This is a genomic window from Paractinoplanes maris, assembly GCF_023544465.1.
Lineage (GTDB): Bacteria > Actinomycetota > Actinomycetes > Mycobacteriales > Micromonosporaceae > Actinoplanes > Actinoplanes maris.
On record NZ_JALPVL010000002.1, the window covers coordinates 209,537 to 233,906 of the forward strand.

Below are 24,370 nucleotides of genomic sequence, written 5' to 3' on the forward strand. Positions count from 1 at the left end.
AGGGCTAAGCGCGCAGCCGGCGGGTGGCCTCGGCCCGCGCCGCGTAGTCGTTCTCGTCCGGATAGCCGACCGCGATCAGGGTGAGCCCGCGGGCCGGCGCGACAGTGACCGAGCTGGACCGTTCGGGCAGGGCCAGCAGCGTGGACGGCCAGCCCGGGTCGCGCCGCCCGTCCCCCACGGTCAGCAGCGCCCCGACCAGGCTGCGCACCATCGACTGGCAGAACGCGTCGGCCTGCACGGTCGCCACGACGACGCCGTCCGGGTCGCGGCGCCAGTCGAGCCGCGTGATGGCCCGGATCGTGGTGGCGTGCTCCTTGCGTTTGCAGTAGGCCGCGTAGTCGTGCTCACCGGTCAGCCCGGAGGAAGCCACGTTGAGCCGATCGACGTCGAGCGGCCGCACCCACCCCACGGTGTCGTGGCGCCGCAGTGGTTCCGGCCCCCACACCGTGTCGGCCACCCGGTATTCGTACCGCCGGAACGTGGCCGAGAACCGGGCGTCGAAGGTCGGCGGCACCGGCGTCACGGCCGTCACCCGGGCGTCCGGGGGCATGAGGGCGGCCAGCCGTCGCAGCAGGGACGATTCCAGACCCTCCCACGCCGGGACGGGCAGATCGATGTGGCAGACCTGACCCGAGGCGTGCACCCCGGCATCCGTACGCCCGGCGACGGTCAGCCCCAGCGGCGTCTCCGCCCCGACGAGCCGCCCGAGCGCCTCGACGAGCACCCCGGCCACCGTGCGCTGTCCCGGTTGGACGGCCCACCCCGAGAAGTCGGCGCCGTCGTACGAGACGTCCAGTCGCAAGCGGATGGATTCCATGAGCCGCAGCTTTCTCCTCGGCCTCGACCAACGACGGCGCCGGGGAACACCCCGGCGAACCACGGAGGCCACCGAACCCGTACATGAAAGAACCCGGCGCCCCCAGAAAGAGGGCGCCGGGTCCGATACAGCTAATTACGCCTTGGCGTCGGTGTCTTCGCCTTCGGCCTTGTCGCCGGGGCCCTCGGCGCCCTTGTCACCGGAAGCGTTCACCGGCGGCTCGGCGTCCTGGTCCGCGGCAGCGTCCGCAGCGGTCGCGTTCGAAGCGGTCTCGTCCGAAGCGGTCGCGTCGGAAGCCGGCGCGTCCGAAGCGGTCGCGGCCGGGGTCTCGTCCTCGCGGGCGAGCGCCTCGACCTTGTCCTGCTGCGCGGTGGACTTGCGGGCCGCCTTCTTGGCCGGCGCCGTGGTCGCCGCGATCTGCAGCTCCTCGACCAGCTCGATGACGGCCATGGGAGCGGCGTCACCCTTGCGCGGGCCGGTCTTGGTGATCCGGGTGTAGCCACCCGGCCGGTTGCCGTAACGCGGAGCGATCTGCTCGAACAGGGCGTACACGACGTCCTTGTCCTTCACCGTGGCCAGCACGCGGCGACGGTTGTGCAGGTCGCCGCGCTTGGCCTTGGTGATGAGCTGCTCAGCCAGGGGGCGCAGCCGGCGCGCCTTGGCCTCGGTGGTCTTGATCTTCCCGTGCCGGAAAAGCTCGGTGGCCAGGTTGGCCAGGATGAGCTTCTCGTGCGCCGGGCTGCCGCCGAGGCGGGCTCCCTTGGTGGGCGTGGGCATTTCAAATGCTCCTTGTAAAAGGCGGGCCGGGGCGCTTTACAGCTGCTCGGTCTCGCGGTAATCGTCGGTGTCGTAATCCACGTCGCCGAACGAGTCCACGACGTGCGCGGGGTCGAAGGACGGCGCGCTGTCCTTGAGGCCCAGGCCCATTCCGGCGAGCTTCATCTTGACCTCGTCGATGCTCTTCTGACCGAAATTCCTTATATCCAGAAGGTCGGCCTCCGTCCGCCCGATGAGTTCACCAACGGCGTTGATGCCCTCGCGCTTGAGGCAGTTGTAGGACCGGACGGTGAGGTCCAGCTCCTCGATCGGCAGCGCCAGGTCGGCCGCGAGCTGCGCGTCCTGCGGCGACGGGCCGATGTCGATGCCCTCGGCGGTCTCGTCCAGCTCCCGGCACAGGCCGAACAGCTCGACCAGCGTGGAGCCGGCCGAGGCCAGCGCGGTGCGCGGCGAGATGGACGCCTTGGACTCGACGTCGATGATCAGACGGTCGAAGTCGGTGCGCTGCTCGACACGGGTCGCCTCGACGCGGTAGGTCACCTTCATGACCGGCGAGTAGATCGAGTCGACCGGGATGCGGCCGATCTCGGCGCCGGCGCTCTTGTTCTGCGCCGCCGTGACGTAGCCACGGCCCCGCTCGACGGTGAGCTCCATGTCGAGCCGGCCCTTGCTGTTGAGCGTGGCCAGCTTGAGGTCGGGGTTGTGCACGGACACGCCGGCCGGGGGCTGGATGTCACCGGCGGTGACGTCGCCCGGGCCCTGCTTGCGCAGGTACATGCTGACCGGCTCGTCGTGCTCGGAGCTGACGGTCAGCTCCTTGACGTTCATGACCAGCTCGACCACGTCCTCCTTGACACCGGGGATGGTGGTGAACTCGTGCAGAACGCCGTCGATCTTGATGCTCGTGACCGCCGCGCCCGGGATGGACGACAGCAGGGTCCGACGGAGCGAGTTGCCGAGGGTGTAGCCGAAGCCCGGCTCCAGAGGCTCGATGGTGAACCGGGAGCGGGTCTCGCTGATCGACTCTTCGGAGAGGGTCGGCCGCTGGCTGATGAGCACGCTGTTTTCTTCTTTCTGTCAGGCCATCCGCTATTTGATGGCCGTCCGGTGGTGCAACCGGAGGGCGCCACGGTCGGCGCCCCCCGGCGGAGCACTACTTGGAGTAGAGCTCGACGATCAGCTGCTCCTGGACCTGGGTGTCGATGACGCCCCGGGCCGGAAGCGAGTGAACGAGAACCTTCATCTCGCTCGGGATGGGCTCGAGCCACGCCGGCACGGGCCGCTGACCGGCCTGAGCCTGGGCGACGACGAAGGGGGTCATCTCCTTCGACTTCTCCCGCGTGGTCACGATGTCGTGCTCCTTGACGCGGTACGACGGGATGTCGACCTTGACGCCGTTGACCAGGAAGTGGCCGTGCTTGACCAGCTGCCGGGCCATGTCCCGGGACTGCGCGAGGCCGGCCCGGTAGACGACGTTGTCGAGACGCGACTCGAGGATCTGCAGCAGCACCTCACCGGTCTTGCCGGGCTTGGTGACAGCCTCCTCGTAGTAACCGCGGAACTGCTTCTCGAGCACGCCGTAGACGCGGCGGGCCTTCTGCTTCTCGCGGTGCTGGAGCAGGTACTCGGTCTCCTTGGTCCGGCCACGGCCGTGCTGGCCGGGCGGGAAGGGACGCGACTCGAACGGGCACTTGGGCCCGTCGCACTTGCTGCCCTTGAGGAAAAGCTTCATCTTCTCGCGGCGGCAGCGCTTGCAGTCCGCCCCTGTGTAACGAGCCATGCTTCTTGTCTCTCCCTTAGACCCGGCGGCGCTTCGGCGGACGGCATCCGTTGTGCGGCTGCGGCGTGACGTCACTGATCTGCCCGACCTCGAGGCCGGCGGCCTGCAGCGAACGGATCGCGGTCTCACGGCCGGAGCCGGGACCCTTGACGAACACGTCGACCTTGCGCATGCCGTGCTCCATCGCCCGGCGAGCGGCGGCCTCGGCGGCCAGCTGCGCGGCGAACGGGGTCGACTTGCGGGAGCCCTTGAAGCCCACCTGGCCGGACGAGGCCCAGGAGATGACCGCACCGGTCGGGTCGGTGATCGACACGATGGTGTTGTTGAAGGTGCTCTTGATGTGCGCCTGCCCGTGGGCGACGTTCTTGCGTTCCTTGCGCCGGACCTTCTTGACGGCGGCCCCAGCGCGTGCCTTCGGTGGCATAAGTCAGTGCGCTCCTATTACTTCCGACCGGGCTTCTTCTTACCGGCGACCGTGCGCTTCGGACCCTTGCGGGTACGAGCGTTGGTACGTGTCCGCTGACCCCGCACGGGGAGACCCCGGCGGTGGCGGATGCCGGCGTACGAGCCGATCTCAACCTTGCGGCGGATGTCCGCGGCGACCTCGCGGCGAAGGTCACCTTCAACCTTGAAATTGCCCTCGATGTAGTCGCGGAGCTGAACCAGCTCCTCGTCCGTGAGGTCCTTGGCGCGCTTGTTCAGGTCAATACCGGTGGCGGTCAGTGCTTCGACAGCACGGGTGCGACCGATTCCGTAGACGTAGGTGAGCGCGATCTCCATCCGCTTGTCGCGGGGCAGATCGACGCCGACGAGACGTGCCATAAGCGGGCGTACTCCTCAGAATCGTTCGGAGGTCTGTGCCCCTCCCACCCCGTCTGCCCGGACGGGCCCCGGCCTCCGCGCCGGGGGTGTGCCACTCGCGTGGCTGGGACGAGCTTGTTCGTGAGACCGGATCTGACAGCGTTGCCGGGGCTCAGCCCTGGCGCTGCTTGTGGCGCGCGTCGGTCTTGCAGATGACCATGACGCGGCCATGCCGCCGGATGACCCGGCAGTTGTTGCAGATCCGCTTGACGCTCGGCTTGACCTTCACGGTTTGCCTTAACTCTCAGTCGGACGGGTTCACTGGAACTTCCCGTCCCCGCGGTTACTTGTAGCGGTAGACGATTCGCCCACGGGTGAGGTCGTACGGCGAAAGCTCGACGACGACTCTGTCCTCGGGAAGGATGCGGATGTAGTGCTGCCGCATCTTGCCTGAGATGTGTGCGAGCACCCTGTGACCATTTGCGAGCTCAACGCGGAACATAGCGTTCGGCAGGGGCTCGATCACACGGCCCTCGATCTCGATGGCTCCGTCTTTCTTAGGCATGTCCTCCGCTACCTGACACTGGGGTTCGGGATTAGCTGCAACGTCTTACCCGGGTCGTCGCCGACCCGGACCAGCCGCGGCTCCCGCCGGCCTCGAAGCGCTGAGGACATGCGAGAGTGGACGCTGCGCGCCAGCTAGCCAGTGTACGCGCGCCTCACCGGCACACCAAACTGAGGTCGCCGATACCCGGGGTCGGGTGTGTTGCCGCCCGGAAAACCGGACAATCGAGGCTAATCAACCCGACGAGGCTTCGGCGGCAGGTCGCCGCGGGCCACCGCCTCGGCGATGAACGCCTTCCGCTGCTCCTTCGTCGCCTTGGCCGGCAACTCCCCCGCCGCGACGGCTCGCGCCCGCAGCGCCTTGCGACTGCGCTTGTGCTCCCGCAGCCGGCGGCGATGCTCCGCGTCCTGGGCGTGCTTGTGGGGCTCACCAGTGGCCAGACCGGCGATCGTCCGGAAGACGAGCACCACACCCCAGGGCCCGACGATCCAGACCGGCCAATAGAACACCGCCTCGCTGCTCGCCAGCGACGAGACGCCCCAGATGAGCGTGAAGAACACCAGCGCCTTGGCCCACGAGCCCCAGACGTGCCCCAGCCAGGCCGCCCGATCCCCCTCGGGCGCCGCGACGGCGACCTCGGCCGGCCGGGCCGGCACGAGCGGAGCGGCGTTCGGCAGGTCGGTCAGCAAGCGGTCGAGCTCGGCGTAGGTCTTGGCCGCGTACGCACCCTGGAGGCGCTCGTCGTACTCGGTGAGATCGAGGCGGCCCTCCTCCAGCGCGAGGCGCAACTGGTCGGCCACCTGCCGGCGGTCCTCGTCGGCGGCCCGCATCTGCTCCCGGCTCACCTCAGCCATCGTGGCACCCCCGATCCAGTGCGCCCGGTCAGCGGCCGCGGCCGCCGAACCGCTGGCCGAAGAAGCCGAGGATGAGCGGGATGAGCGTCCAGACCGGCCAGAAGTAGAGCAGCTCACCCGAGGCGACGCTGCTCACCAGCCAGATCAGCGTGCAGACCAGCACGACGCCGGCGTAGGGACCGACCCACTGGGCCGGGCCGGACCGCTCCTGTCCCTTGGCGGTCAGGGGTGACGCCGGTGCGGTGGCGGGCTGGATCTGCGAATGCTGCACCGGGACAGTCCCGGGCAGGTCGTCGAGCAGGCCGTCCAGGTCGGCGTAGGTCTTCGCCGCATATGTCCGCTGCAGGCGCTCGTCGTACTCGTGCAGGTCGAGCCGGCCCTCGTCGAGCGCCGACTTGAGCTGTTCCGCGACTGCCTTGCGGTCACCGTCGCCGGCGCGCATCTGTTCCCGACCCATGCGTCCCAGCATGCCCGAGAGAACCAGCTGTCGGTAGGTCAGGACTGGCGCGAGGTGACCAGGTCGCCGAGGCGGGCCCGGCCCCCGTCCGGCGCGGTGGTCACCCAGACGCCGTCCTCCAGCAGGCACATCGTGTGCTCCACGTGGGCGGCGATCGAGTGGTCGCGGGTGACCACGGTCCAGCCGTCGTCGAGCTCGGCGGTGCGCGGCGAGCCCAGCGTGATCATCGGCTCGATGGCCAGGCACAGGCCGGGCACCAGGCGCGGTCCCTTGCCGGGCTTGCCGTGGTTGAGCACGTGCGGGTCCTGGTGCATCTCGGTGCCGATGCCGTGGCCGCCGTAGCCGTCGACGATGCCGTACCGCCCGGCCTTGCGAACCGCCTTCTCGACGTTGAACGAGACGTCGGTGAGCTTGCCCCGGCCGTTCGCCGCGCCCCGCGCCGCGGCCGCGATGCCGGCCCACATGGCGTCCTCGGCGACCTCGGCCATCTTGAGCAGTGCCGGGTCGGTCTCACCGACGCCGACGGTGATCGCCGAGTCGCCGTGCCAGCCGTCCAGGATCGCGCCGCAGTCGAGCGAGATCAGGTCACCCTCGCGCAGCACCTGCCCGGTGCTGGGGATGCCGTGCACGACCTGCTCGTTGACCGAGGCACAGATCGAGGCGGGGAAGCCGTGATAGCCCTTGAACGACGGGACCGCGCCGGCGTCGACGATCACCTTCTCGGCGATCGCGTCGAGGTCGGCGGTCGAGACGCCGGGGGCCACGGCCTCCCGCATCGCCTGCAGCGCGGCGGCGACGACCAGGCCGGCGCCGCGCATCTTCTCGATCTGCTCGGGGGTCTTCAGCTGAATATCCAGCTGGGGGCGGCGCATGTCAGCCCCCGTAGGACCGCAGGGCGTCGATGGCACGGACCGTGACGTCCTCGACCGGTCCGGTCGCGTCGATCCCCACCAGCTTGCCCTGCGCGCCGAAGAAGTCGACCAGGGGCGCGGTCTTGTCGGCGTACTCGACCAGGCGGTTGGCGATCGTCTCGGCCTTGTCGTCGTCACGCTGGAACAGCTCCGACCCACAGCGGTCGCAGATGTTCTCCTTGCTGGTCGGGTCGAACTCGACGTGCCAGATCTTGCCGCAACCGCGGCAGGTCCGGCGGCCCGAGAGCCGCCGGATGACCTCGTCGTCGTCGACCACGAGCTCCATCACCAGATCGAGCGCGGTGCCGAGGTCGGCCAGCAGCTTGTCGAGAGCCGAGGCCTGCGGCACCGTCCGCGGGAAGCCGTCGAGCAGGAAGCCGTCACCGGCGTCCGGCTCGGCCAGCCGGTCCCGGACCATGTTGATGGTCACTTCGTCCGGAACCAGCTGCCCCGCGTCCATGTAGCGCTTCGCCTCGACACCCAGCGGTGTCCCCTGCGAGACGTTCGCCCGGAAGATGTCTCCGGTCGAGATCTTCGGTACGGCGAGATGGGCAGCGATGAACTCAGCCTGGGTCCCCTTGCCGGCCCCCGGAGGGCCCACCAGTACCAGCCGCACCTACATCGCCTCGCTTCGGTGAGAACGAGCCTCGCTGACCGCCGGCGCAAGAGCAGCGCCGAGCTTGCCTGCCACTACCGGAGGAACCCTTCGTAGTTGCGCTGCATCAGCTGGCTCTCGATCTGCTTCACCGTCTCCAGACCCACACCGACCATGATCAGCACTGCCGTACCACCGAACGGGAAGTTCTGGTACTGCTGCGCGTCGAGCCAGATGAAGAAGAAGTTCGGCAGAACCGAGATCAGACCAAGGTACAGGGCACCGGGAAGCGTGATCCGACTGAGGATGAAGTCCAGGTAGTCGGCGGTGGGCTTGCCCGGGCGGATACCCGGAACGAAGCCACCGTACTTCTTCATGTTGTCCGCGACCTCGGTCGGGTTGAACGTGATCGAGACGTAGAAGTACGTGAAGAAGATGATCAGCAGGAAGTAGACCCCGATGTAGAGCTCGCTCGTGGGATCGGCCAGCCACCGCTGGATCCAGACCTGGTAGCCCTTGAGGTTGTTCGGGTCGAAGAACTGCAGGTAGAGCTGCGGGAGATAAAGCAGCGACGACGCGAAGATGACCGGGACGACACCCGCCTGGTTGACCTTGAGCGGGATGTAGGTCGACGTGCCGCCATACATCCGCCGGCCGATCATGCGCTTGGCGTACTGCACGGGGATGCGCCGCTGCGCCTGCTCGATGAAGACCACCAGGCCGATGATGACCAGGACCAGCACGATGACCAGGATGAACTTGCCGACGCCGCTGGACTCCTTGATCGACCAACCCTCACCGGGGAGGCGGGCGGCGATCGAGGTGAAGATCAGGACGGACATGCCGTTGCCGACACCGCGGTCCGTGATCAGCTCGCCCAGCCACATGACCATGCCGGTGCCGGCGGTCATGGTCAGGACCAGGACCGACAACGTGAGCCACACCGGCAGGCCGGTGTTCTCGGGGATGATCTGGAGCGTCGGGTCGTTCTGGTCACAGGCGTTGCCGAACAACTGCCCGGTGCGCGCGAGGGCGACGAAAGCCGAGGACTGCAGGACCGCGAGGCCCAGCGTGAGGTAGCGCGTATACTGCGTGATCTTGGCCTGGCCGGACTGGCCCTCCTTGCGAAGCTGCTCGAGGCGGGGAATCACCACGGTCAGCAACTGCAGGATGATCGATGCCGTGATGTACGGCATGATGCCCAGCGCGAACACCGACAACTGGAGCAGCGCGCCACCTGAGAACAGGTTCAACAGGTTGAGGACGCCGCTGCTGTCGGAGGAGTTCACGATGTCGAGGCACCGCCGCACGTTGGTGTAGGACACACCAGGGCTGGGCAAGGTGGCACCGAGCCGGTACAGCGCAATGATGAAGACCGTGAACAGCAGCTTCTTGCGCAGGTCAGGCGTCCGGAACGCACTGGTAAAGGCGGAGAGCAACTTCTTCCTCCTGCGCGAGGTTACCGCCGCAATCGGCGGGTGGGGGAAGGCATCGGTCCGGACGACCGATATCCCTAGCTGGGAACGGACTCTAACAGTCTTAATGGAGCGCGGTGTGTCACGGTAGCCTGCACCGCGCGTAGGCATTTGGCCCAGACGCAAAAGACCAGGTCAGACGCCACAATGGGGATGGCTGCCCGAGCGACGCGTTCGCAACGCCCGGGCAGACACCCCCACAAGCCTCACAGCTCGGTGGTGGAACCACCGGCTGCGGCGATCTTCTCCTTGGCCGACTCGCTGAACGCGTGCGCCTTGATGGTCAGCGACACGCCGCCCAGCTCGCCCGAGCCGAGGACCTTGACCGGCTGGTTCTTGCGAACCGCGCCCGCCTCGAACAGCTCGTCCGGGCCGACCTCGCCGCCGTTCGGGAACAGCTCGGCGAGGCGGTCCAGGTTCACGACCTGGAAGACGACCTTGTTGCGGGGCCGGTTCTTGAGCCCCTTGAGCTTCGGCAGACGCATGTGGAGGGGCATCTGCCCACCCTCGAACGCCGCCGGGGTGTTCTTACGGGCACCGGTGCCCTTGGTGCCGCGGCCGGCCGTCTTGCCCTTGGAGCCCTCACCACGACCCACACGGGTCTTGGCCGTCTTGGCTCCGGGCGCCGGACGCAGGTGGTGGACCTTGATCGCCATTACTCGACCTCCTCAACAGTCACGAGGTGGTTCACGGCGAAGATCATGCCCCGAATCTCGGGGCGGTCCTCCTTGACCACCACATCGTTGATCCGCTTCAGGCCGAGCGACCGCAGGGAGTCCCGCTGGTTCTGCTTGCGGCCGATCTCGGACCGGATCTGGGTGACCTTCAAGCGCGCCATCAGTGCACCGCCGCTTCCGCCCGCGCCGCCAGCATGGCCGCCGGCGCCACGTCCTCGACCGGCAGACCACGACGGGCCGCGACCTGCTCCGGGGACTCGAGGCCCTTCAGAGCGGCCACCGTCGCGTGGACGATGTTGATCGGGTTCGACGAGCCGAGGCTCTTCGACAGGATGTCGTGGATGCCGGCGCACTCCAGGACGGCGCGCACCGGGCCACCGGCGATGACACCGGTACCAGCCGACGCCGGCTTGAGCAGGACGACACCCGCGGCAGCCTCACCGGTGATCGGGTGCGGGATCGTGGCACCGATCCGCGGAACCTTGAAGAAGTGCTTCTTGGCCTCCTCGACGCCCTTGGCGATGGCCGCGGGCACCTCCTTGGCCTTTCCGTAGCCGATGCCGACGGTGCCGTCGCCGTCGCCCACGATCACCAGAGCGGTGAAGCTGAAGCGACGACCACCCTTGACGACCTTGGCGACACGGTTGATCGCGACGACCCGCTCGAGATGCGGGGTCTTGTCGACGGGCGCGTTGCCGCGGCCGCCCTCACGGCGGTTGTCCCGGCGGTTGCCACCCTCGGTGTTACCGCCGGACCCGCCGCCTCGGCGCTGCTGACCAGGCATAGGTCAATTCCTCCTAGAACTCGAGTCCGGCTTCGCGAGCGGCGTCAGCCAGCGCGGCGATCCGCCCCGCGTACTTGTTGCCACCGCGGTCGAAGACGACCTTGGACACGCCCGCGGCCTTGGCCCGGTCGGCGAGCAGAGCGCCGACCTTGCCGGCCTGTGCGCTCTTGTCACCCTCGCCGCCCCGCAGGGAGGCGTCGAGCGTGGAGGCCGAGGCCAGCGTGTGGCCCTTGAGGTCGTCGATGATCTGCGCGGTGATGTGCCGCGACGACCGGGTGACGACCAGACGGGGACGCTCGGCGGTACCGCGGAGGTTCCGACGGACCCGGAAGTGCCGACGCGCCTTTCCGACAGCCCGCTTGGCGGCGGCACCCGCGCCATTGCGACGCTTGAGCAGCGTGGCGGTCACTTCTTACCTGCCTTTCCGGCCTTACGGCGGATGACCTCGCCCTGGTACTTGACGCCCTTGCCCTTGTAGGGCTCCGGCGGGCGGATCTTCCGGATGTTGGCGGCGACCTCGCCGACGAGCTGCTTGTCGATGCCCGCCACCGTGAACTGCGTCGGGCGCTCCACCGTGAAGCTGATGCCGGCCGGGGGCACGATGTTGACCGGGTGCGAGAAGCCGAGGGCGAACTCGAGGTCCTTGCCCTTGGCCGTGACCCGGTAACCGGTGCCGTTGATCTCCAGCGTCTTCTTGTAGCCCTCGGTGACGCCGACGATCATGTTGGCGACCAGGGTACGAGAAAGGCCGTGGAGCTCCTTGGCCCGGCGCTCGTCGTTGGGGCGGTTGACGTGCAGCTCGGCACCGTCCTGCTCGACCGTGATCGGCTCGGCAACGGTGTGCGACAGCTCGCCCTTGGGGCCCTTGACCTTGACGGTCTGGCCCGTGATGGTGACATCGACGCCGGCCGGGACCGGGATCGACTTACGTCCGATTCGCGACATGGTTTCTCAGTCTCCAGTTACCAGACGAAGGCGAGGACTTCCCCGCCAACGCTCCGCTTGCGGGCCTGCCGGTCGGTCAGCAGTCCCTGGGACGTCGAAATGATCGCGACGCCCAGGCCGCCGAGCACCCGCGGGAGCTCTTCGGACTTGGCGTAAACCCGGAGGCCGGGCTTCGAGACGCGCTTGATACCGGCGAGACTGCGCTCGCGGTTCTGGCCGTACTTGAGCTCAACGACCAGACGCCTGCCGACAGCGCCTTCCTCGGGCTCCTCGGCCGACCAGGAGGCGATGTAACCCTCAGCCTTGAGGACCTCGGCGATGTTCGCCTTGATCTTCGAGAAGGGCATGGTCACCTTGTCGTGGTACGCCTGGTTGGCGTTACGCAGACGCGTCAGCATGTCTGCGATCGGGTCCGTCATCGTCATGGGTGTTCGTCAACCTTTCTCGCCGGGGTTCCCACTAGTTGCAGGCCTACGGCGAAGCGGTGTTGCTATGGGTTACCAGGAGGCCTTCGACACGCCGGGCAGCTCACCACGGTGAGCCATGTCCCGCAGGCAAACCCGGCACAGGCCGAACTTGCGGTAGACCGAGTGCGGACGTCCGCACTTCTGGCAGCGGGTGTACGCACGCACGGCGAACTTCGGCTTCGCGGCCGCCTTGAGGATCAGCGCCTTCTTAGCCATGCTCAGTTCTCCTTGAACGGGAAGCCCAGGAGCTTCAGCAGCGCCCGGCCCTCGTCGTCGGTGTCGGCGGTCGTGACCACCGTGATGTCCATGCCCCGCGTGCGATCGATCCGGTCCTGGTCGATCTCGTGGAACACCGACTGCTCGGTCAGACCGAAGGTGTAGTTACCGTGCCCGTCGAGCTTGCGCCCGTCGAGGCCGCGGAAGTCACGGATACGGGGCAGCGCGATCGACAGAAGCCGGTCGAGGAACTCCCACATCCGGTCATTGCGCAGGGTCACCTTCGCGCCGATCGGCATGCCCTCACGCAGCTTGAACTGCGCGATGGACTTGGTCGCCCGCCGCACGAGCGGCTTCTGACCGGTAATGGTGGTCAGGTCACGCACGGCGCCGTCGATCAGCTTGGCGTCGCGGGCGGCCTCGCCCACACCCATGTTCACAACGACCTTCACCAGGCCGGGAACCTGCATGGGGTTGCCGTACTTGTACTGCTCCTGAAGCGCGGCGATGACCTCGCTGCGGTACTTCTGCTTCAGGCGCGGCAGAGTTTTGGTCTCGGTGGCGGCAGTCATCAGAGTTCCTTACCGGTCGTACGAGCGATACGGACCTTGTTGCCGTTCTCGTCGACCTTGTAACCGATGCGGGTCGGCTTGCCCTGGTCGTCGACGATCTGCACATTCGAGATGTGGATCGCGGCTTCCTGGGTGACGATGCCACCGGTCTTCGAACCACGCTGGGTGGTACGGATGCGTTCGTGCTTCTTGATGCGGTTGACGCCCTCGACCAGGATCTTGTCCTGCCGCGGGAAGGCCGCGATGACCTTGCCCTTGGCACCCTTGTCCTTGCCGGCGATGACGACGACCGTGTCGCCCTTCTTGATCTTCACGGTCAGAGCACCTCCGGCGCCAGGCTGATGATCTTCATGAACCGCTTGTCGCGCAGCTCGCGCCCGACCGGGCCGAAGATGCGGGTACCGCGGGGGTCCCCGCCGTCCTTGATGATGACGGCGGCGTTCTCGTCGAAGCGGATGTACGAGCCGTCGGGACGACGACGCTCCTTGGCGGTGCGGACGATGACCGCCTTGACGACGTCACCCTTCTTCACACCGGCGCCCGGAATGGCGTCCTTGACCGTGGCCACGATGACGTCACCGATGCTCGCGTAACGGCGACCCGAGCCGCCGAGCACACGGATGCACAGGATCTCCCGGGCACCCGTGTTGTCAGCGACGCGCAGTCGCGACTCCTGCTGAATCACGTCTGTCTCCTATGTCTGCCAGTTCTCCGTCAGGTTCGGCGAAGCTTGGCGGAACGATGGTGGCGGGGCCGGGCGTTGCCGGCCCCGCGCACTCACTTGGCCTTTTCGAGGATCTCCACGACACGCCACCGCTTGGTGGCCGACAGCGGACGGGTCTCCATCAGCAGGACCCGGTCGCCGGTACCGCACGCGTTCTGCTCGTCGTGCACCTTGAGCTTGCGGGTGCGCCGCAGAACCTTGCCGTAGAGGGCGTGCTTGACACGGTCCTCGACCTCGACGACGACGGTCTTGTCCATCTTGTCGCTGACCACGAGACCCTCGCGAACCTTGCGGTTGGCGCGGGCTGTGGCCGTGCTCTCGTCACTCATGCTGTCACCTCATCCGGCGCAACCGAGAGCCCGAGCTCACGTTCACGCATGATCGTATAGATCTTCGCGATGTCCTTGCGGACGACCTGCAGCCGACGATGATTGTCGAGCTGGCCGGTCGCGCCCTGCACGCGAAGGTTGAACAGCTCCGCCTTGGCCTCCCGCAGTCGCGAAGTCAGCTCCTCGGAGGAGAGTTCGCGCAGCTCGGATGCCTTAACGCCCGCTGCCATCAGCTTTCACCCACTTCGCGTGTCACGATGCGGCACTTCATCGGGAGCTTGTGGATCGCACGGCGCATCGCCTCGCGCGCGATCGTCTCGTTCGGGAACGACATCTCGAAGAGAATGCGTCCCGGCTTGACGTTCGCCACCCACCACTCGGGAGAACCCTTACCGGAACCCATGCGGGTCTCGGCCGGCTTCTTGGTCAGAGCGTTGTCGGGGAAGACCGAGATCCAGACCTTGCCACCACGCTTGATGTGACGGGTCATCGCGATACGAGCCGACTCGATCTGCCGGTTGGTCACGTACGCGGGCTCCAGCGCCTGGATACCGAACTCACCGAAGACGACCCGGTTGCCGCCCTTGGACGCGCCGTGGCGGTCCGGGTGGTGCGGCTTGCGGAAGCCCTTCGGGGGCTTACGCGGCATCAGCATGTGTCAGCCCTCCTGCTGCGTCTCGGCCACAGCCGGCGCCGCGGCGATGGCCGCGTCGTTGGCATTGTCGCCGGTCGGGGTGTCGCCCTTGGCCTGGGCGGCTGCGGCAGCGCGGCCGGCCTCGGTGCCACCCGCGGTCGTGCCGGACGAACCGGAACGGCCACGACGCGGACGCTCGGCCCGGTCGGCACGGTCCCGGCGCGGGCGAGCCGGCGCCTCGGCGACAGCTTCGCGACCCGGCACGGCGTCGCCCTTGTAGATCCAGACCTTCACGCCGATGCGGCCGAACGTGGTACGGGCCTCGAAGAAGCCGTACTCGATGTTGGCCCGCAGCGTGTGCAGCGGAACGCGACCCTCACGGTAGAACTCCGTGCGGCTCATCTCCGCGCCGCCGAGGCGACCGGAGACCTGCACCCGGATGCCCTTGCAGATCGGGTTCTTCATGGCCGACTGCATGGCCTTGCGCATCGCCCGGCGGAAGCTGACCCGGGAGGACAGCTGCTCGGCGACGCCCTGCGCCACCAGCTGAGCGTCCGACTCCGGGCTCTTCACCTCGAGGATGTTCAGCTGGACCTGCTTGCCGGTGAGCTTCTCGAGCTCGCCGCGGATCCGGTCGGCCTCCGCGCCCTTACGGCCGATGACGATGCCCGGCCGGGCGGTGTGGATGTCGACGCGTACCCGGTCACGGGTGCGCTCGATGTCCACCTTGGAGATGCCGGCGCGCTCGAGGCCCTTGGACATCATCCGGCGGATCTTGACGTCCTCGCCGATGTAGTCCTTGTAGAGCTTGTCGGCGAACCACCGGGACCTCCAGTCGGTGGAGATACCGAGGCGGAATCCGGTGGGGTGAACTTTCTGGCCCATTACTCGGACTCCTCCGTGGTCTGGGACTGCGCGGCGGGCGCGGCCTTGGCCGGCGCCGCCTTCTTCGCCGCGGCGGCCTTCTTGGCAGGCCGCGCGACCTGGACCGCCTCGACGGCGATCGTGATGTGGCAGGTGCGCTTGCGGATCCGGTACGCCCGGCCCTGCGCCCGCGGACGGAACCGCTTGAGCGTCGGGCCCTCGTCGACGAACGCCTCGCTGACCATGAGTGCGTCAGGGTCGAGCCGCTCGTTGTTCTCCGCGTTCGCGATGGCACTCGCGAGCACCTTGTAGACCTGCTCGCTCGCCGACTGCGGGGCGAACTGCAGGACGATCAGAGCCTCCTTCGCGGGCAGACCGCGGACGAGGTTGACCACACGGCGTGCCTTGTTCGGCGAGATGCGGACGTGCTTCGCAACCGCGCGACTTCCCGGCAGCGCCGGTGCGTCGTTCTTCGTTGGCATCGCTGTGACCCCTTTCTTATCCGTGGACTGACTAGCGACGACGGCTCTTGCGGTCGTCCTTCTCGTGACCCTTGAACGTGCGGGTCAGAGCGAACTCCCCGAGCTTGTGACCGACCATGGCCTCGGTGATGAACACCGGGACGTGCTTGCGCCCGTCGTGCACGGCGATCGTGTGCCCCAGCATGTCGGGGATGATCATCGAGCGCCGCGACCAGGTCTTGATGACGTTCTTCGAGTTCTTCTCGTTCTGGACTTCCACCTTCTTGAGCAGGTGGTCGTCGACGAACGGGCCCTTCTTCAGGCTGCGTGGCATCTTCTAAACTCCCGTTACCCGCGCTTGCGGGTGGCGTAGCGGCGGCGAACGATCAGCTTGTCGCTCTCCTGGCCCTTGCGGCGGGTACGACCCTCGGGCTTACCAGCCGGGTTGACCGGGTGGCGACCACCAGAGGTCTTACCCTCACCACCACCGTGCGGGTGGTCGATCGGGTTCATGGCGACACCGCGGACGGTCGGGCGCTTGCCCTTCCAGCGCATGCGGCCGGCCTTGCCCCAGTTGATGTTCGACTGTTCGGCATTGCCGATCTCGCCGACCGTGGCACGGCATCGGATGTCGACCCGGCGGATCTCACCGGAGGGCATACGCAGCGTGGCGTAGGCACCTTCACGGCCGAGCAGCTGGATACCGACACCGGCCGAGCGGGCCAGCTTGGCGCCACCGCCGGGACGAAGCTCCACACCGTGGACCGTCGTACCGACCGGGATGTTGCGCAGGGGAAGGTTGTTCCCCGGCTTGATGTCCGCGCCCGGGCCGGACTCGACCCGGTCACCCTGCTTGAGGTCCTTCGGCGCGAGGATGTAGCGCTTCTCGCCGTCGGCGTAGTGCAGCAGAGCGATGCGGGACGTGCGGTTCGGGTCGTACTCGATGTGCGCGACCTTGGCCGGCACGCCGTCCTTGTCGACCCGCTTGAAGTCGATCAGCCGGTACTGCCGCTTGTGACCGCCGCCCTGGTGCCGCGTGGTGATGCGGCCGTGGACGTTGCGACCACCCTTCTTGGGCAGCGGAACCAGCAGAGACTTCTCCGGCGTCGACCGGGTGATCTCGGCGAAGTCGGCGACGCTCGAGCCGCGACGGCCCGGCGTGGTCGGCTTGTACTTACGGATAGCCATTTTTTACAACCCCTTAGCTGACCGGGCCGCCGAAGGCCTCGATACGGTCGCCGTCAGCCAGCTTCACCAGCGCGCGCTTGGTCGCCTTGCGCTGCCCGAAACCGGTCCGGGTGCGCTTGCGCTTGCCCTGGCGGTTCGAGGTGTTCACCGTGAGCACGCGGACGTTGAAGATCTGCTGGATCGCGATCTTGACCTGGGTCTTGTTCGCGTCCGGGTGGACGAGGAACGTGTACCAGTTCTGGTCGAGAACGCTGTAGCTCTTCTCGGACACGACCGGCTTGATGATGACGTCGCGCGGGTCGGCGATGGTGCTCACTTGTTCTCCTCCTCGGCGGTCGCCGGAACGCCCAGGAACTCGTCGAGCGCTTCCTTGGTGAAGACCACCTCGTCGGCGACCAGCACGTCGTACGTGTTGAGCTGGCCGGCCTCGAGCAGGTGCACGGTCGCCTCGTTGCGCAGCGAGAGCCAGTTCAGCTCGTCGGTGCTGCTCAGCACGACCAGGACCTTGGTGGACTCGGTGGCCTTGCGCAGCGTGGCGATCGCGCCCTTGGTCGACGGCTTGTCGCCGCTGACGAAGGCCTCGACCACGTGCACGCGGCCTTCGCGGGCCCGGTCGGAGAGGGCGCCCCGCAGAGCGGCCGCCTTCATCTTCTTGGGGGTCCGCTGGCTGTAGTCGCGCGGCACGGGACCGTGCACGACGCCACCGCCGGTGAACTGAGGAGCGCGGATCGAGCCCTGACGGGCGCGACCGGTGCCCTTCTGCTTGTACGGCTTCTTGCCGCCGCCGGCGACCTCACCGCGCGTCTTGGCCTTGGCCGTGCCCTGGCGAGCAGCCGCGAGCTGGGCCACCACGACCTGGTGCATCAGCGGGATGTTCGCCTGCACGTCGAAGATCGCGTCCGGCAGGTCGACCGAGCCGGCCTTGTTGCCCTCAACGTTGATCACGTCGACCGAGCTCACTTGACACCGCCCTTCTTCGCCGCGGTGCGGACCAGGACAAGCGCGCCCTTGGGGCCGGGCACCGCGCCCTTGACCAGGATCAGGTTGTTCTCGGTGTCCACCGCCTGCACGGTCAGGTTCTGCACGGTGAAGCGCTGGCTACCCATCCGACCGGCCATCCGCACGCCCTTGAAGACACGACCGGGGGTCGCGCAGGCGCCGATGGAACCGGGCGAGCGGTGCTTGCGCTCGACACCGTGGCTGGCCTTCAGGCCGTGGAAGCCGTGCCGCTTGATGACACCGGCGTAGCCCTTGCCCTTGGTCTTACCGGTGACGTCGATCGGCGAACCGACCGCGAACGCCTCGACGGTGACCTCCTGGCCGAGCTCGTACTCACCGGCGTCGGTGGTGCGCAGCTCGACGACGTGGCGCCTCGGCGACACACCGGCCTTCGCGAAGTGACCGCCCTCGGGCTTGTTCACCTTGCGCGGGTCGATCGCGCCGTATGCCAGCTGGACGGCCGCATAGCCGTCCTTCTCGTCTGTCCGGACCTGGGTCACGACACAAGGGCCGGCCTGCACCACGGTCACCGGGACGACTTTGTTGTTGTCCCAGACCTGGGTCATGCCGAGCTTGGCGCCCAGGATCCCCTTTACTTGCCTGTCCATTAGTCGCAGATCCCTACAGCTTGATCTCGATGTCGACGCCAGCCGGCAGGTCGAGGCGCATGAGCGAGTCGACCGTCTTCGGAGTCGGGTCGATGATGTCGATCAGCCGCTTGTGCGTGCGCATCTCGAAGTGCTCGCGCGAGTCCTTGTACTTGTGCGGCGAACGGATGACGCAGAAACGGTTGATCTCCGTGGGCAGCGGCACCGGGCCTGCGACCGACGCACCGGTACGCGTGACCGTCTCGACGATCTTGCGCGCCGAGGAGTCGACGACCTCGTGGTCATAGGCCTTGAGCCGGATGCGGATCTTCTGTCCCGCCATGGTGGCTTCTGTTTCCTTTTCTCGATGCCGCTACGTGCGAGAGCGGTGGCTCTCGCATGCCCGCAGGACCGTTGATCCTGCGTTGTCCGACCCCCGCGGTCGGGCGTGTCGCGCTGACTCTTACAAAACTGCGCAGGGCAGCACTCTAGATCGCGGGGATCTTGAGGTGTCTTACGGATGGCCAACAAAACACACCCGGACACCCGGCGAGGGTGGCCAGCTGCACAAGGCAGCTGACCACCCCGCTCGGACGCAACCTGACTAGTATGCCGGAAAGAGTCCGACAATGCTAATCGGGGTCAGCGGCCCTAGACGTTGATCTTCGTGACCGTGCCGGCGCCGACGGTGCGGCCACCCTCACGGATCGCGAACTTCAGGCCCTGCTCCATGGCGATCGGCTGGATCAGCTTGACCGACATGCTGGTGGAGTCGCCCGGCATGACCATCTCGGTGCCCTCGGGCAGCGTGACGACGCCGGTGACGTCCGTGGTGCGGAAGTAGAACTGCGGGCGGTAGTTCTGGAAGAACGGGGTGTGCCGGCCGCCCTCTTCCTTTGAGAGGATGTAGACCTGGCCCTCGAACTCCGTGTGGGGAGTAGAGGTGCCCGGCTTCACAACGACCATGCCGCGCTCGACGTCCTCGCGCTTGATACCGCGCAGGAGCAGACCGACGTTCTCACCCGCGCGGGCCTCGTCGAGCAGCTTGCGGAACATCTCGATGCCGGTGCAGACGGTCTTCGTCGACTTCTCGCGGATGCCGACGATCTCGACCTCCTCGTTCGGCTTGAGGATGCCACGCTCGGCGCGACCCGTGACCACGGTGCCACGACCGGTGATCGTGAAGACGTCCTCGATGGGCATGAGGAACGGCTTGTCGGTGTCACGCTCGGGCTGCGGGATCGCGGTGTCGACCGCGTTCATGAGCTCCATGAGCCGCTCGGTCCACTCGGCGTCGCCCTCGAGCGCCTTCAGCGCCGAGACACGCACGACCGGCAGGTCGTCGCCGGGGAACTCGTAGGTGCTGAGCAGCTCGCGGACCTCGAGCTCGACGAGCTCCAGGAGCTCCTCGTCGTCCACCATGTCGCTCTTGTTCAGGGCGACGACGATGTACGGAACGCCGACCTGGCGGGCCAGGAGCACGTGCTCCTTGGTCTGCGGCATCGGGCCGTCGGTCGCGGCGACCACCAGGATCGCGCCGTCCATCTGGGCGGCACCGGTGATCATGTTCTTGATGTAGTCGGCGTGGCCGGGGCAGTCCACGTGCGCGTAGTGCCGCGCCGCGGTCTGGTACTCGACGTGCGCGATCGAGATCGTGATACCACGCGCCTTCTCTTCAGGCGCCTTGTCGATCTCGTCGAACGGGGTGTACGGGTTCAGGTCCGGGTACTGGTCGTGCAGGACCTTCGTGATGGCCGCAGTCAGCGTCGTCTTACCGTGGTCGATGTGACCAATGGTGCCGATGTTGACGTGCGGCTTAGTCCGCTCGAACTTCGCCTTCGCCACTGGTGTCCTCCTGTGGACTGTGGAATAACTTTTTCCCGGCACGCCCGATAAGGCGATGGGGACTCTGTCGACTGCTCGTGCGCGTGCGGCCCTCGACGGGCCGCACGCGCCTCAACGCGTCAGGCGCCGGTGGCCTTGGCGATGATCTCCTTCGCGACGCTCTGCGGAACCTCGGCGTAGGAGTCGAACTGCATGCTGTAGCTGGCCCGGCCCGCGGTCTTCGACCGAAGGTCGCCGACGTAGCCGAACATCTCCGACAGCGGCACCAGAGCCTTGATGACACGAGCGCCGGAGCGCTCCTCCATCGACTGGATGATGCCACGGCGGGAGTTGAGGTCGCCGATCACGTCGCCCATGTTGTCCTCGGGCGTGGTGACCTCGACGGACATCATCGGCTCGAGCAGCGCGGGGTCGGCCTTGCGGGCCGCCTCCTTCATCGCGATGGAGCCGGCGATCTTGAACGCCATCTCGGACGAGTCGACCTCGTGGTACTGACCGTCGACCAGCGTGAACTTCACGCCGACCAGCGGGTAACCGGCGAGGACACCGTACTGCAGGGAGTCCTGCGCGCCCGCGTCCACCGAGGGGATGAACTCCTTGGGGATGCGGCCACCGGTGACGGCGTTCACGAACTCGTACGTGGGGCCGTCGGCCTCGAGCGACAACGGCTCGACGCTGATGACAACCTTCGCGTACTGGCCCGATCCACCGGTCTGCTTCTTGTGGACGTACGTGAGCTTCTCCACGGTGCCGCGGATCGTCTCGCGGTACGCCACCTGCGGCTTACCGATGTTGGCCTCGACGTTGAACTCGCGGCGCATGCGGTCCACCAGGATGTCCAGGTGGAGCTCGCCCATGCCGGCGATGATCGTCTGGCCGGTCTCCTCGTCGTTGAAGACGCGGAAGGTCGGGTCCTCCTCGGCCAGGCGCTGGATCGCGGTGCCCAGCTTCTCCTGGTCCGACTTGGTCTTGGGCTCGATGGCGACCTGGATGACCGGCTCCGGGAACGTCATCGACTCGAGCACGACCTGGTTGGCCGGGTCGCTGAGCGTGTCACCGGTGGTGGTCTGCTTGAGACCCTGGACGGCGATGATGTCGCCGGCCTGCGCGGTGGCGCGCTCCTCACGCTTGTTCGCGTGCATCTGGTAGATCTTGCCGATCCGCTCCTTGCGGTCCTTGGTGGAGTTGACCACCTGGGAACCGGACTCGAGCGTGCCGGAGTAGACCCGGACGTACGTGAGCTTGCCGAGGTGCTTGTCGGTCTGGATCTTGAAGGCCAGACCGGCGAAGGGCTCGGTGTTCGACGGCTTGCGGACCATCGGCGTCTCGCCGTCGGTCGCGGTGCCCTCGATGGCCGGGATGTCCAGCGGCGACGGCAGGAAGTCGATCACGGCGTCGAGCATGGGCTGAACGCCCTTGTTCTTGAACGCCGAACCGCACAGCACCGGGTTGGCCTTGCTCGCGATCGTGGCGCGCCGGATGGCGGCCTTGATCTCGTCCTGCGAGAGCTCCTCGCCCTCGAGGTACTTGAGCATGACCTCGTCGTCGACGTCGGCCAGCGTCTCGATCAGCTTCTCGCGCCACTCGTTCGCGGAGTCGACCAGGTCGGCCGGGATCTCCTCGATGGCGTAGTCGTCACCCTTCTGGGTCTCACCACGCCAGGTGAGCGCGCGCATGCCGATCAGGTCGACGACACCGATGTGGTCGCCCTCGAGCCCGATCGGGATCTGGAGGACCAGCGGGGTGGCGTTGAGCCGGTCGATCATCATCTGCACGCAGCGGAAGAAGTCCGCGCCGGTCCGGTCGAGCTTGTTGACGAAGCACATCCGGGGAACGTGGTACTTGTCCGCCTGCCGCCACACGTTCTCGGTCTGCGGCTCCACGCCGGCCACACCGTCGTAGACCGCCACCGCGCCGTCCAGCACACGCAACGACCGCTCGACCTCGACCGTGAAGTCGACGTGGCCGGGCGTGTCGATGATCTGGATCGTGTGGCCCTTCCACTCGCACTTGGTGGCGGCGGAAGTGATCGTGATACCGCGCTCCTGCTCCTGCTCCATCCAGTCCATGACGGCACCGCCGTCGTGGACCTCACCGATCTTGTACGTGATACCGGTGTAGAACAGGATTCGCTCGGTGGTCGTGGTCTTACCAGCATCGATGTGCGCCATGATGCCGATGTTGCGTACGTTGGCGAGCGCGTCTGCGGCGGCCACTTCAATCCCTACTTTTCTTCGTCGTCGTCTCGTGAACCGGTACGACTGGTGCTGGCGCCCGGTGGTCACCGGGCCGGCAGCAGCGGGGTCTTACCAGCGGTAGTGCGCGAAGGCCTTGTTGGACTCCGCCATCTTGTGGGTGTCCTCGCGCCGCTTGACGGCGGCACCGAGGCCGTTGCTGGCGTCGAGCAGCTCGTTCTGGAGACGCTCGATCATGGTCTTCTCGCGGCGGGCCTTGGAGTACTGGACCAGCCAGCGCAGACCGAGGGTGGTCTGACGCGGGGTGCGGACCTCGACCGGAACCTGGTAGGTCGCGCCACCGACGCGGCGGCTGCGGACCTCGAGGGTCGGCTTGACGTTGTCCATCGCGCGCTTGAGCGTCACGACGGGGTCGGTGCCGCTCTTCTCCCGGGCACCCTCGAGGGCGCCGTAGACGATGCGCTCAGCGAGCTGACGCTTGCCGCCGATCAGGATCTTGTTGATCAGCTGAGTGACCAGCGGCGAGTTGTAAACCGGGTCCGCGACCACTGGGTGGCGCGGAGCGGGGCCCTTACGAGGCATGTCAGCTCTTCTCCTTCTTCGCGCCGTAACGGCTGCGGGCCTGCTTGCGGTTGCGGACACCCTGGGTGTCGAGCGAACCGCGGACGATCTTGTAGCGGACGCCGGGGAGGTCCTTCACACGACCACCACGCACGAGCACGATCGAGTGCTCCTGCAGGTTGTGGCCGACACCCGGGATGTACGCCGTCACCTCGATCTGGCTGCTGAGCTTCACACGAGCGACCTTGCGCAGCGCAGAGTTCGGCTTCTTGGGGGTGGTGGTGTACACGCGCGTGCACACGCCGCGTCGCTGAGGACTACCCTTCAGCGCCGGCGTCTTGGTCTTGCTCGTCTTCGCCTGACGGCCCTTTCGGACCAGCTGCTGGATCGTGGGCACCGGGTTTCTCCGCTCCCTTCGGCCGCTTCCTAAGCGGCCGCACCGTCTTGTATGGCTCCTGTGCCGGTCACGTCCCCGAGGAGGGGCTGTGTCCGGCACCCGCGGTCGGGCGTGTCGCTCGACTCACGGTCCCGCCGCGCGTCAGTCAACGCGCACCGGGTCTTGTCTTTGTCGACGCCCCGATCACGGGGCGCCGGCTCGGCGTATCGCTGCCTCGTCGCATCGAGCGACTCCGGGCGCACGCACGAGTTGCCCAGGCAAGCCTGGGCACGAGGGGAAAGACTACCCACCCCGGGCACCCAGGTCAAAATGAACGCTGAGGAGCCGCGACGGATATCTCCGATGCAAGTGTACCGGGTGCTTCACGGTGGCAACGTCGCGGTGCCGGATCCAGCGTCACATCGACAATTGCAACACCAGGGTCAACGCGAGCGACAGCAGAGCAATTCCCGCGCCGATCGATCCGCAGACGATGCCGGCCATGCCCAGACCGGCCCCGGTGAACCGCACCTGACCGGTCTGACCCGAGCGCCGGATCTGCCGGCGGGACACCGCGCCGAGCGCCACCGCTCCCCCGCCGGCCGTCACACTGAGCAGCGTGAAGGCGCCCGACACCCAGCCGCCCCAGCCCTCGGACGCACCGACCAGACCGAAGCAGAGGACGAGCAGCGACACCAGGATCGACCCGATGCCGGCCATCAGCGAGCCGATGGCCAGGCCCGACGTGATCGGCTCGACCCGCAGCTGCACCAGGCCGAACTCCGTGCCGGGCAGTGCGTCGATCCGCTCCGGGCGCCACTGCCCCGAGGATGGCGGCGGCGGCACCTGAGCCGGATGACCGGTCGGCGGCGGAGGTGGGAGGGTCATGGGGAAAGCATGTCACCCGGACGAGG

Annotated in this window: 39 protein-coding genes; all 39 read right to left on the reverse strand. The window is 67.2% G+C overall.

Going from position 1 to position 24,370, the window contains the following annotated elements:
- Positions 1-4 precede the first annotated feature (4 nt).
- Positions 5-817 carry a tRNA pseudouridine(38-40) synthase TruA gene (gene truA / locus NAG42_RS05820; protein WP_250028615.1) on the reverse strand — a complete coding sequence of 271 codons (813 nt, stop codon included), beginning with the start codon at positions 815-817 and terminating at the stop codon, positions 5-7.
- Positions 818-952: 135 nt separating this feature from the next.
- Positions 953-1,594: a 50S ribosomal protein L17 gene (gene rplQ / locus NAG42_RS05825; RefSeq protein WP_250028616.1), complete on the reverse strand. Its 642-nt coding sequence runs from the start codon at positions 1,592-1,594 to the stop codon at positions 953-955.
- A gap of 36 nt (positions 1,595-1,630) precedes the next feature.
- Positions 1,631-2,653, reverse strand: coding sequence for a DNA-directed RNA polymerase subunit alpha (locus tag NAG42_RS05830; protein ID WP_250028617.1), 1,023 nt, complete (start codon positions 2,651-2,653; stop codon positions 1,631-1,633).
- Between the two features lie 94 nt (positions 2,654-2,747).
- Positions 2,748-3,374 (reverse strand): 30S ribosomal protein S4, encoded by a 627-nt coding sequence (rpsD, locus tag NAG42_RS05835; RefSeq protein WP_250028618.1) that lies wholly within the window; start codon positions 3,372-3,374, stop codon positions 2,748-2,750.
- A gap of 16 nt (positions 3,375-3,390) precedes the next feature.
- On the reverse strand, positions 3,391-3,798 hold the full coding sequence (gene rpsK / locus NAG42_RS05840; protein WP_014440747.1) for a 30S ribosomal protein S11: 408 nt from the start codon (positions 3,796-3,798) through the stop codon (positions 3,391-3,393).
- A 17-nt stretch (positions 3,799-3,815) separates the two neighbouring features.
- A complete protein-coding gene (gene rpsM, locus NAG42_RS05845) occupies positions 3,816-4,196 on the reverse strand; it encodes a 30S ribosomal protein S13 (protein WP_250028620.1) in 381 nt (126 codons plus the stop codon).
- Between the two features lie 151 nt (positions 4,197-4,347).
- Complete coding sequence (rpmJ, locus tag NAG42_RS05850) at positions 4,348-4,464, reverse strand: 50S ribosomal protein L36 (RefSeq protein WP_015619018.1); 117 nt, start codon at positions 4,462-4,464, stop codon at positions 4,348-4,350.
- A gap of 54 nt (positions 4,465-4,518) precedes the next feature.
- Complete coding sequence (gene infA / locus NAG42_RS05855; protein WP_018347787.1) at positions 4,519-4,740, reverse strand: translation initiation factor IF-1; 222 nt, start codon at positions 4,738-4,740, stop codon at positions 4,519-4,521.
- Positions 4,741-4,970: 230 nt separating this feature from the next.
- Positions 4,971-5,570, reverse strand: coding sequence for a DUF1707 SHOCT-like domain-containing protein (locus NAG42_RS05860; RefSeq protein ID WP_438872380.1), 600 nt, complete (start codon positions 5,568-5,570; stop codon positions 4,971-4,973).
- Positions 5,571-5,622: 52 nt separating this feature from the next.
- The gene (locus NAG42_RS05865) at positions 5,623-6,051 is read right to left on the reverse strand and encodes a DUF1707 SHOCT-like domain-containing protein (protein ID WP_250028624.1); all 429 of its coding nucleotides are present in this window, start codon (positions 6,049-6,051) and stop codon (positions 5,623-5,625) included.
- A 38-nt stretch (positions 6,052-6,089) separates the two neighbouring features.
- Complete coding sequence (gene map, locus NAG42_RS05870) at positions 6,090-6,923, reverse strand: type I methionyl aminopeptidase (protein WP_250028626.1); 834 nt, start codon at positions 6,921-6,923, stop codon at positions 6,090-6,092.
- A 1-nt stretch (position 6,924) separates the two neighbouring features.
- On the reverse strand, positions 6,925-7,578 hold the full coding sequence (locus NAG42_RS05875) for an adenylate kinase (RefSeq protein WP_221376851.1): 654 nt from the start codon (positions 7,576-7,578) through the stop codon (positions 6,925-6,927).
- Positions 7,579-7,652: 74 nt separating this feature from the next.
- Positions 7,653-8,996, reverse strand: a complete 1,344-nt coding sequence (gene secY, locus NAG42_RS05880) for a preprotein translocase subunit SecY (protein ID WP_250028628.1) — start codon at positions 8,994-8,996, stop codon at positions 7,653-7,655.
- A gap of 242 nt (positions 8,997-9,238) precedes the next feature.
- Positions 9,239-9,688, reverse strand: a complete 450-nt coding sequence (rplO, locus tag NAG42_RS05885; RefSeq protein ID WP_250028631.1) for a 50S ribosomal protein L15 — start codon at positions 9,686-9,688, stop codon at positions 9,239-9,241.
- Positions 9,688-9,870, reverse strand: a complete 183-nt coding sequence (rpmD, locus tag NAG42_RS05890; RefSeq protein WP_014687772.1) for a 50S ribosomal protein L30 — start codon at positions 9,868-9,870, stop codon at positions 9,688-9,690. The genes rplO and rpmD overlap by 1 nt, the downstream gene beginning before the upstream one ends.
- A complete protein-coding gene (gene rpsE, locus NAG42_RS05895) occupies positions 9,870-10,493 on the reverse strand; it encodes a 30S ribosomal protein S5 (RefSeq protein WP_250028633.1) in 624 nt (207 codons plus the stop codon). Before rpsE ends, rpmD begins: the two co-directional genes overlap by 1 nt.
- A gap of 13 nt (positions 10,494-10,506) precedes the next feature.
- Positions 10,507-10,902, reverse strand: coding sequence for a 50S ribosomal protein L18 (gene rplR / locus NAG42_RS05900; protein ID WP_438872370.1), 396 nt, complete (start codon positions 10,900-10,902; stop codon positions 10,507-10,509).
- A complete protein-coding gene (gene rplF, locus NAG42_RS05905; RefSeq protein WP_250028634.1) occupies positions 10,899-11,438 on the reverse strand; it encodes a 50S ribosomal protein L6 in 540 nt (179 codons plus the stop codon). Before rplF ends, rplR begins: the two co-directional genes overlap by 4 nt.
- A 17-nt stretch (positions 11,439-11,455) precedes the next feature.
- Positions 11,456-11,863 (reverse strand): 30S ribosomal protein S8, encoded by a 408-nt coding sequence (gene rpsH, locus NAG42_RS05910; RefSeq protein WP_250028636.1) that lies wholly within the window; start codon positions 11,861-11,863, stop codon positions 11,456-11,458.
- Between the two features lie 72 nt (positions 11,864-11,935).
- Complete coding sequence (locus NAG42_RS05915; RefSeq protein WP_203681340.1) at positions 11,936-12,121, reverse strand: type Z 30S ribosomal protein S14; 186 nt, start codon at positions 12,119-12,121, stop codon at positions 11,936-11,938.
- A gap of 2 nt (positions 12,122-12,123) precedes the next feature.
- A complete protein-coding gene (gene rplE, locus NAG42_RS05920) occupies positions 12,124-12,693 on the reverse strand; it encodes a 50S ribosomal protein L5 (RefSeq protein WP_221376856.1) in 570 nt (189 codons plus the stop codon).
- Positions 12,693-13,013: a 50S ribosomal protein L24 gene (gene rplX, locus NAG42_RS05925; protein WP_250029316.1), complete on the reverse strand. Its 321-nt coding sequence runs from the start codon at positions 13,011-13,013 to the stop codon at positions 12,693-12,695. The genes rplE and rplX overlap by 1 nt, the downstream gene beginning before the upstream one ends.
- Complete coding sequence (gene rplN, locus NAG42_RS05930) at positions 13,010-13,378, reverse strand: 50S ribosomal protein L14 (protein ID WP_023358185.1); 369 nt, start codon at positions 13,376-13,378, stop codon at positions 13,010-13,012. Before rplN ends, rplX begins: the two co-directional genes overlap by 4 nt.
- Before the next feature lie 92 nt (positions 13,379-13,470).
- Positions 13,471-13,746: a 30S ribosomal protein S17 gene (gene rpsQ / locus NAG42_RS05935; protein WP_250028637.1), complete on the reverse strand. Its 276-nt coding sequence runs from the start codon at positions 13,744-13,746 to the stop codon at positions 13,471-13,473.
- Entirely contained in the window at positions 13,743-13,976 is a 234-nt protein-coding gene (gene rpmC, locus NAG42_RS05940) for a 50S ribosomal protein L29 (RefSeq protein ID WP_250028639.1), read from the reverse strand. The genes rpsQ and rpmC overlap by 4 nt, the downstream gene beginning before the upstream one ends.
- Complete coding sequence (rplP, locus tag NAG42_RS05945) at positions 13,976-14,401, reverse strand: 50S ribosomal protein L16 (RefSeq protein WP_097322770.1); 426 nt, start codon at positions 14,399-14,401, stop codon at positions 13,976-13,978. The genes rpmC and rplP overlap by 1 nt, the downstream gene beginning before the upstream one ends.
- A 3-nt stretch (positions 14,402-14,404) precedes the next feature.
- Complete coding sequence (gene rpsC, locus NAG42_RS05950) at positions 14,405-15,265, reverse strand: 30S ribosomal protein S3 (RefSeq protein WP_250028641.1); 861 nt, start codon at positions 15,263-15,265, stop codon at positions 14,405-14,407.
- On the reverse strand, positions 15,265-15,726 hold the full coding sequence (gene rplV, locus NAG42_RS05955) for a 50S ribosomal protein L22 (protein WP_250028642.1): 462 nt from the start codon (positions 15,724-15,726) through the stop codon (positions 15,265-15,267). The genes rpsC and rplV overlap by 1 nt, the downstream gene beginning before the upstream one ends.
- A gap of 31 nt (positions 15,727-15,757) precedes the next feature.
- Complete coding sequence (gene rpsS / locus NAG42_RS05960) at positions 15,758-16,039, reverse strand: 30S ribosomal protein S19 (protein ID WP_097322773.1); 282 nt, start codon at positions 16,037-16,039, stop codon at positions 15,758-15,760.
- 14 nt (positions 16,040-16,053) lie between these two features.
- Entirely contained in the window at positions 16,054-16,893 is an 840-nt protein-coding gene (gene rplB / locus NAG42_RS05965) for a 50S ribosomal protein L2 (RefSeq protein ID WP_250028643.1), read from the reverse strand.
- A gap of 13 nt (positions 16,894-16,906) precedes the next feature.
- A complete protein-coding gene (gene rplW / locus NAG42_RS05970; RefSeq protein ID WP_250028644.1) occupies positions 16,907-17,209 on the reverse strand; it encodes a 50S ribosomal protein L23 in 303 nt (100 codons plus the stop codon).
- Positions 17,206-17,853 (reverse strand): 50S ribosomal protein L4, encoded by a 648-nt coding sequence (gene rplD, locus NAG42_RS05975; protein ID WP_250028645.1) that lies wholly within the window; start codon positions 17,851-17,853, stop codon positions 17,206-17,208. Before rplD ends, rplW begins: the two co-directional genes overlap by 4 nt.
- Entirely contained in the window at positions 17,850-18,500 is a 651-nt protein-coding gene (gene rplC / locus NAG42_RS05980) for a 50S ribosomal protein L3 (protein WP_250028646.1), read from the reverse strand. Before rplC ends, rplD begins: the two co-directional genes overlap by 4 nt.
- Before the next feature lie 13 nt (positions 18,501-18,513).
- On the reverse strand, positions 18,514-18,822 hold the full coding sequence (rpsJ, locus tag NAG42_RS05985) for a 30S ribosomal protein S10 (protein ID WP_097322778.1): 309 nt from the start codon (positions 18,820-18,822) through the stop codon (positions 18,514-18,516).
- A gap of 308 nt (positions 18,823-19,130) precedes the next feature.
- Positions 19,131-20,324, reverse strand: a complete 1,194-nt coding sequence (gene tuf / locus NAG42_RS05990) for an elongation factor Tu (RefSeq protein WP_250001377.1) — start codon at positions 20,322-20,324, stop codon at positions 19,131-19,133.
- A gap of 119 nt (positions 20,325-20,443) precedes the next feature.
- Entirely contained in the window at positions 20,444-22,540 is a 2,097-nt protein-coding gene (gene fusA, locus NAG42_RS05995; protein WP_308201116.1) for an elongation factor G, read from the reverse strand.
- 90 nt (positions 22,541-22,630) lie between these two features.
- On the reverse strand, positions 22,631-23,101 hold the full coding sequence (gene rpsG, locus NAG42_RS06000; protein ID WP_127499794.1) for a 30S ribosomal protein S7: 471 nt from the start codon (positions 23,099-23,101) through the stop codon (positions 22,631-22,633).
- A 1-nt stretch (position 23,102) separates the two neighbouring features.
- Entirely contained in the window at positions 23,103-23,477 is a 375-nt protein-coding gene (gene rpsL, locus NAG42_RS06005; RefSeq protein ID WP_014440718.1) for a 30S ribosomal protein S12, read from the reverse strand.
- Positions 23,478-23,873: 396 nt separating this feature from the next.
- A complete protein-coding gene (locus tag NAG42_RS06010) occupies positions 23,874-24,344 on the reverse strand; it encodes a hypothetical protein (protein ID WP_250028647.1) in 471 nt (156 codons plus the stop codon).
- Between the last annotated feature and the right edge of the window lie 26 nt (positions 24,345-24,370).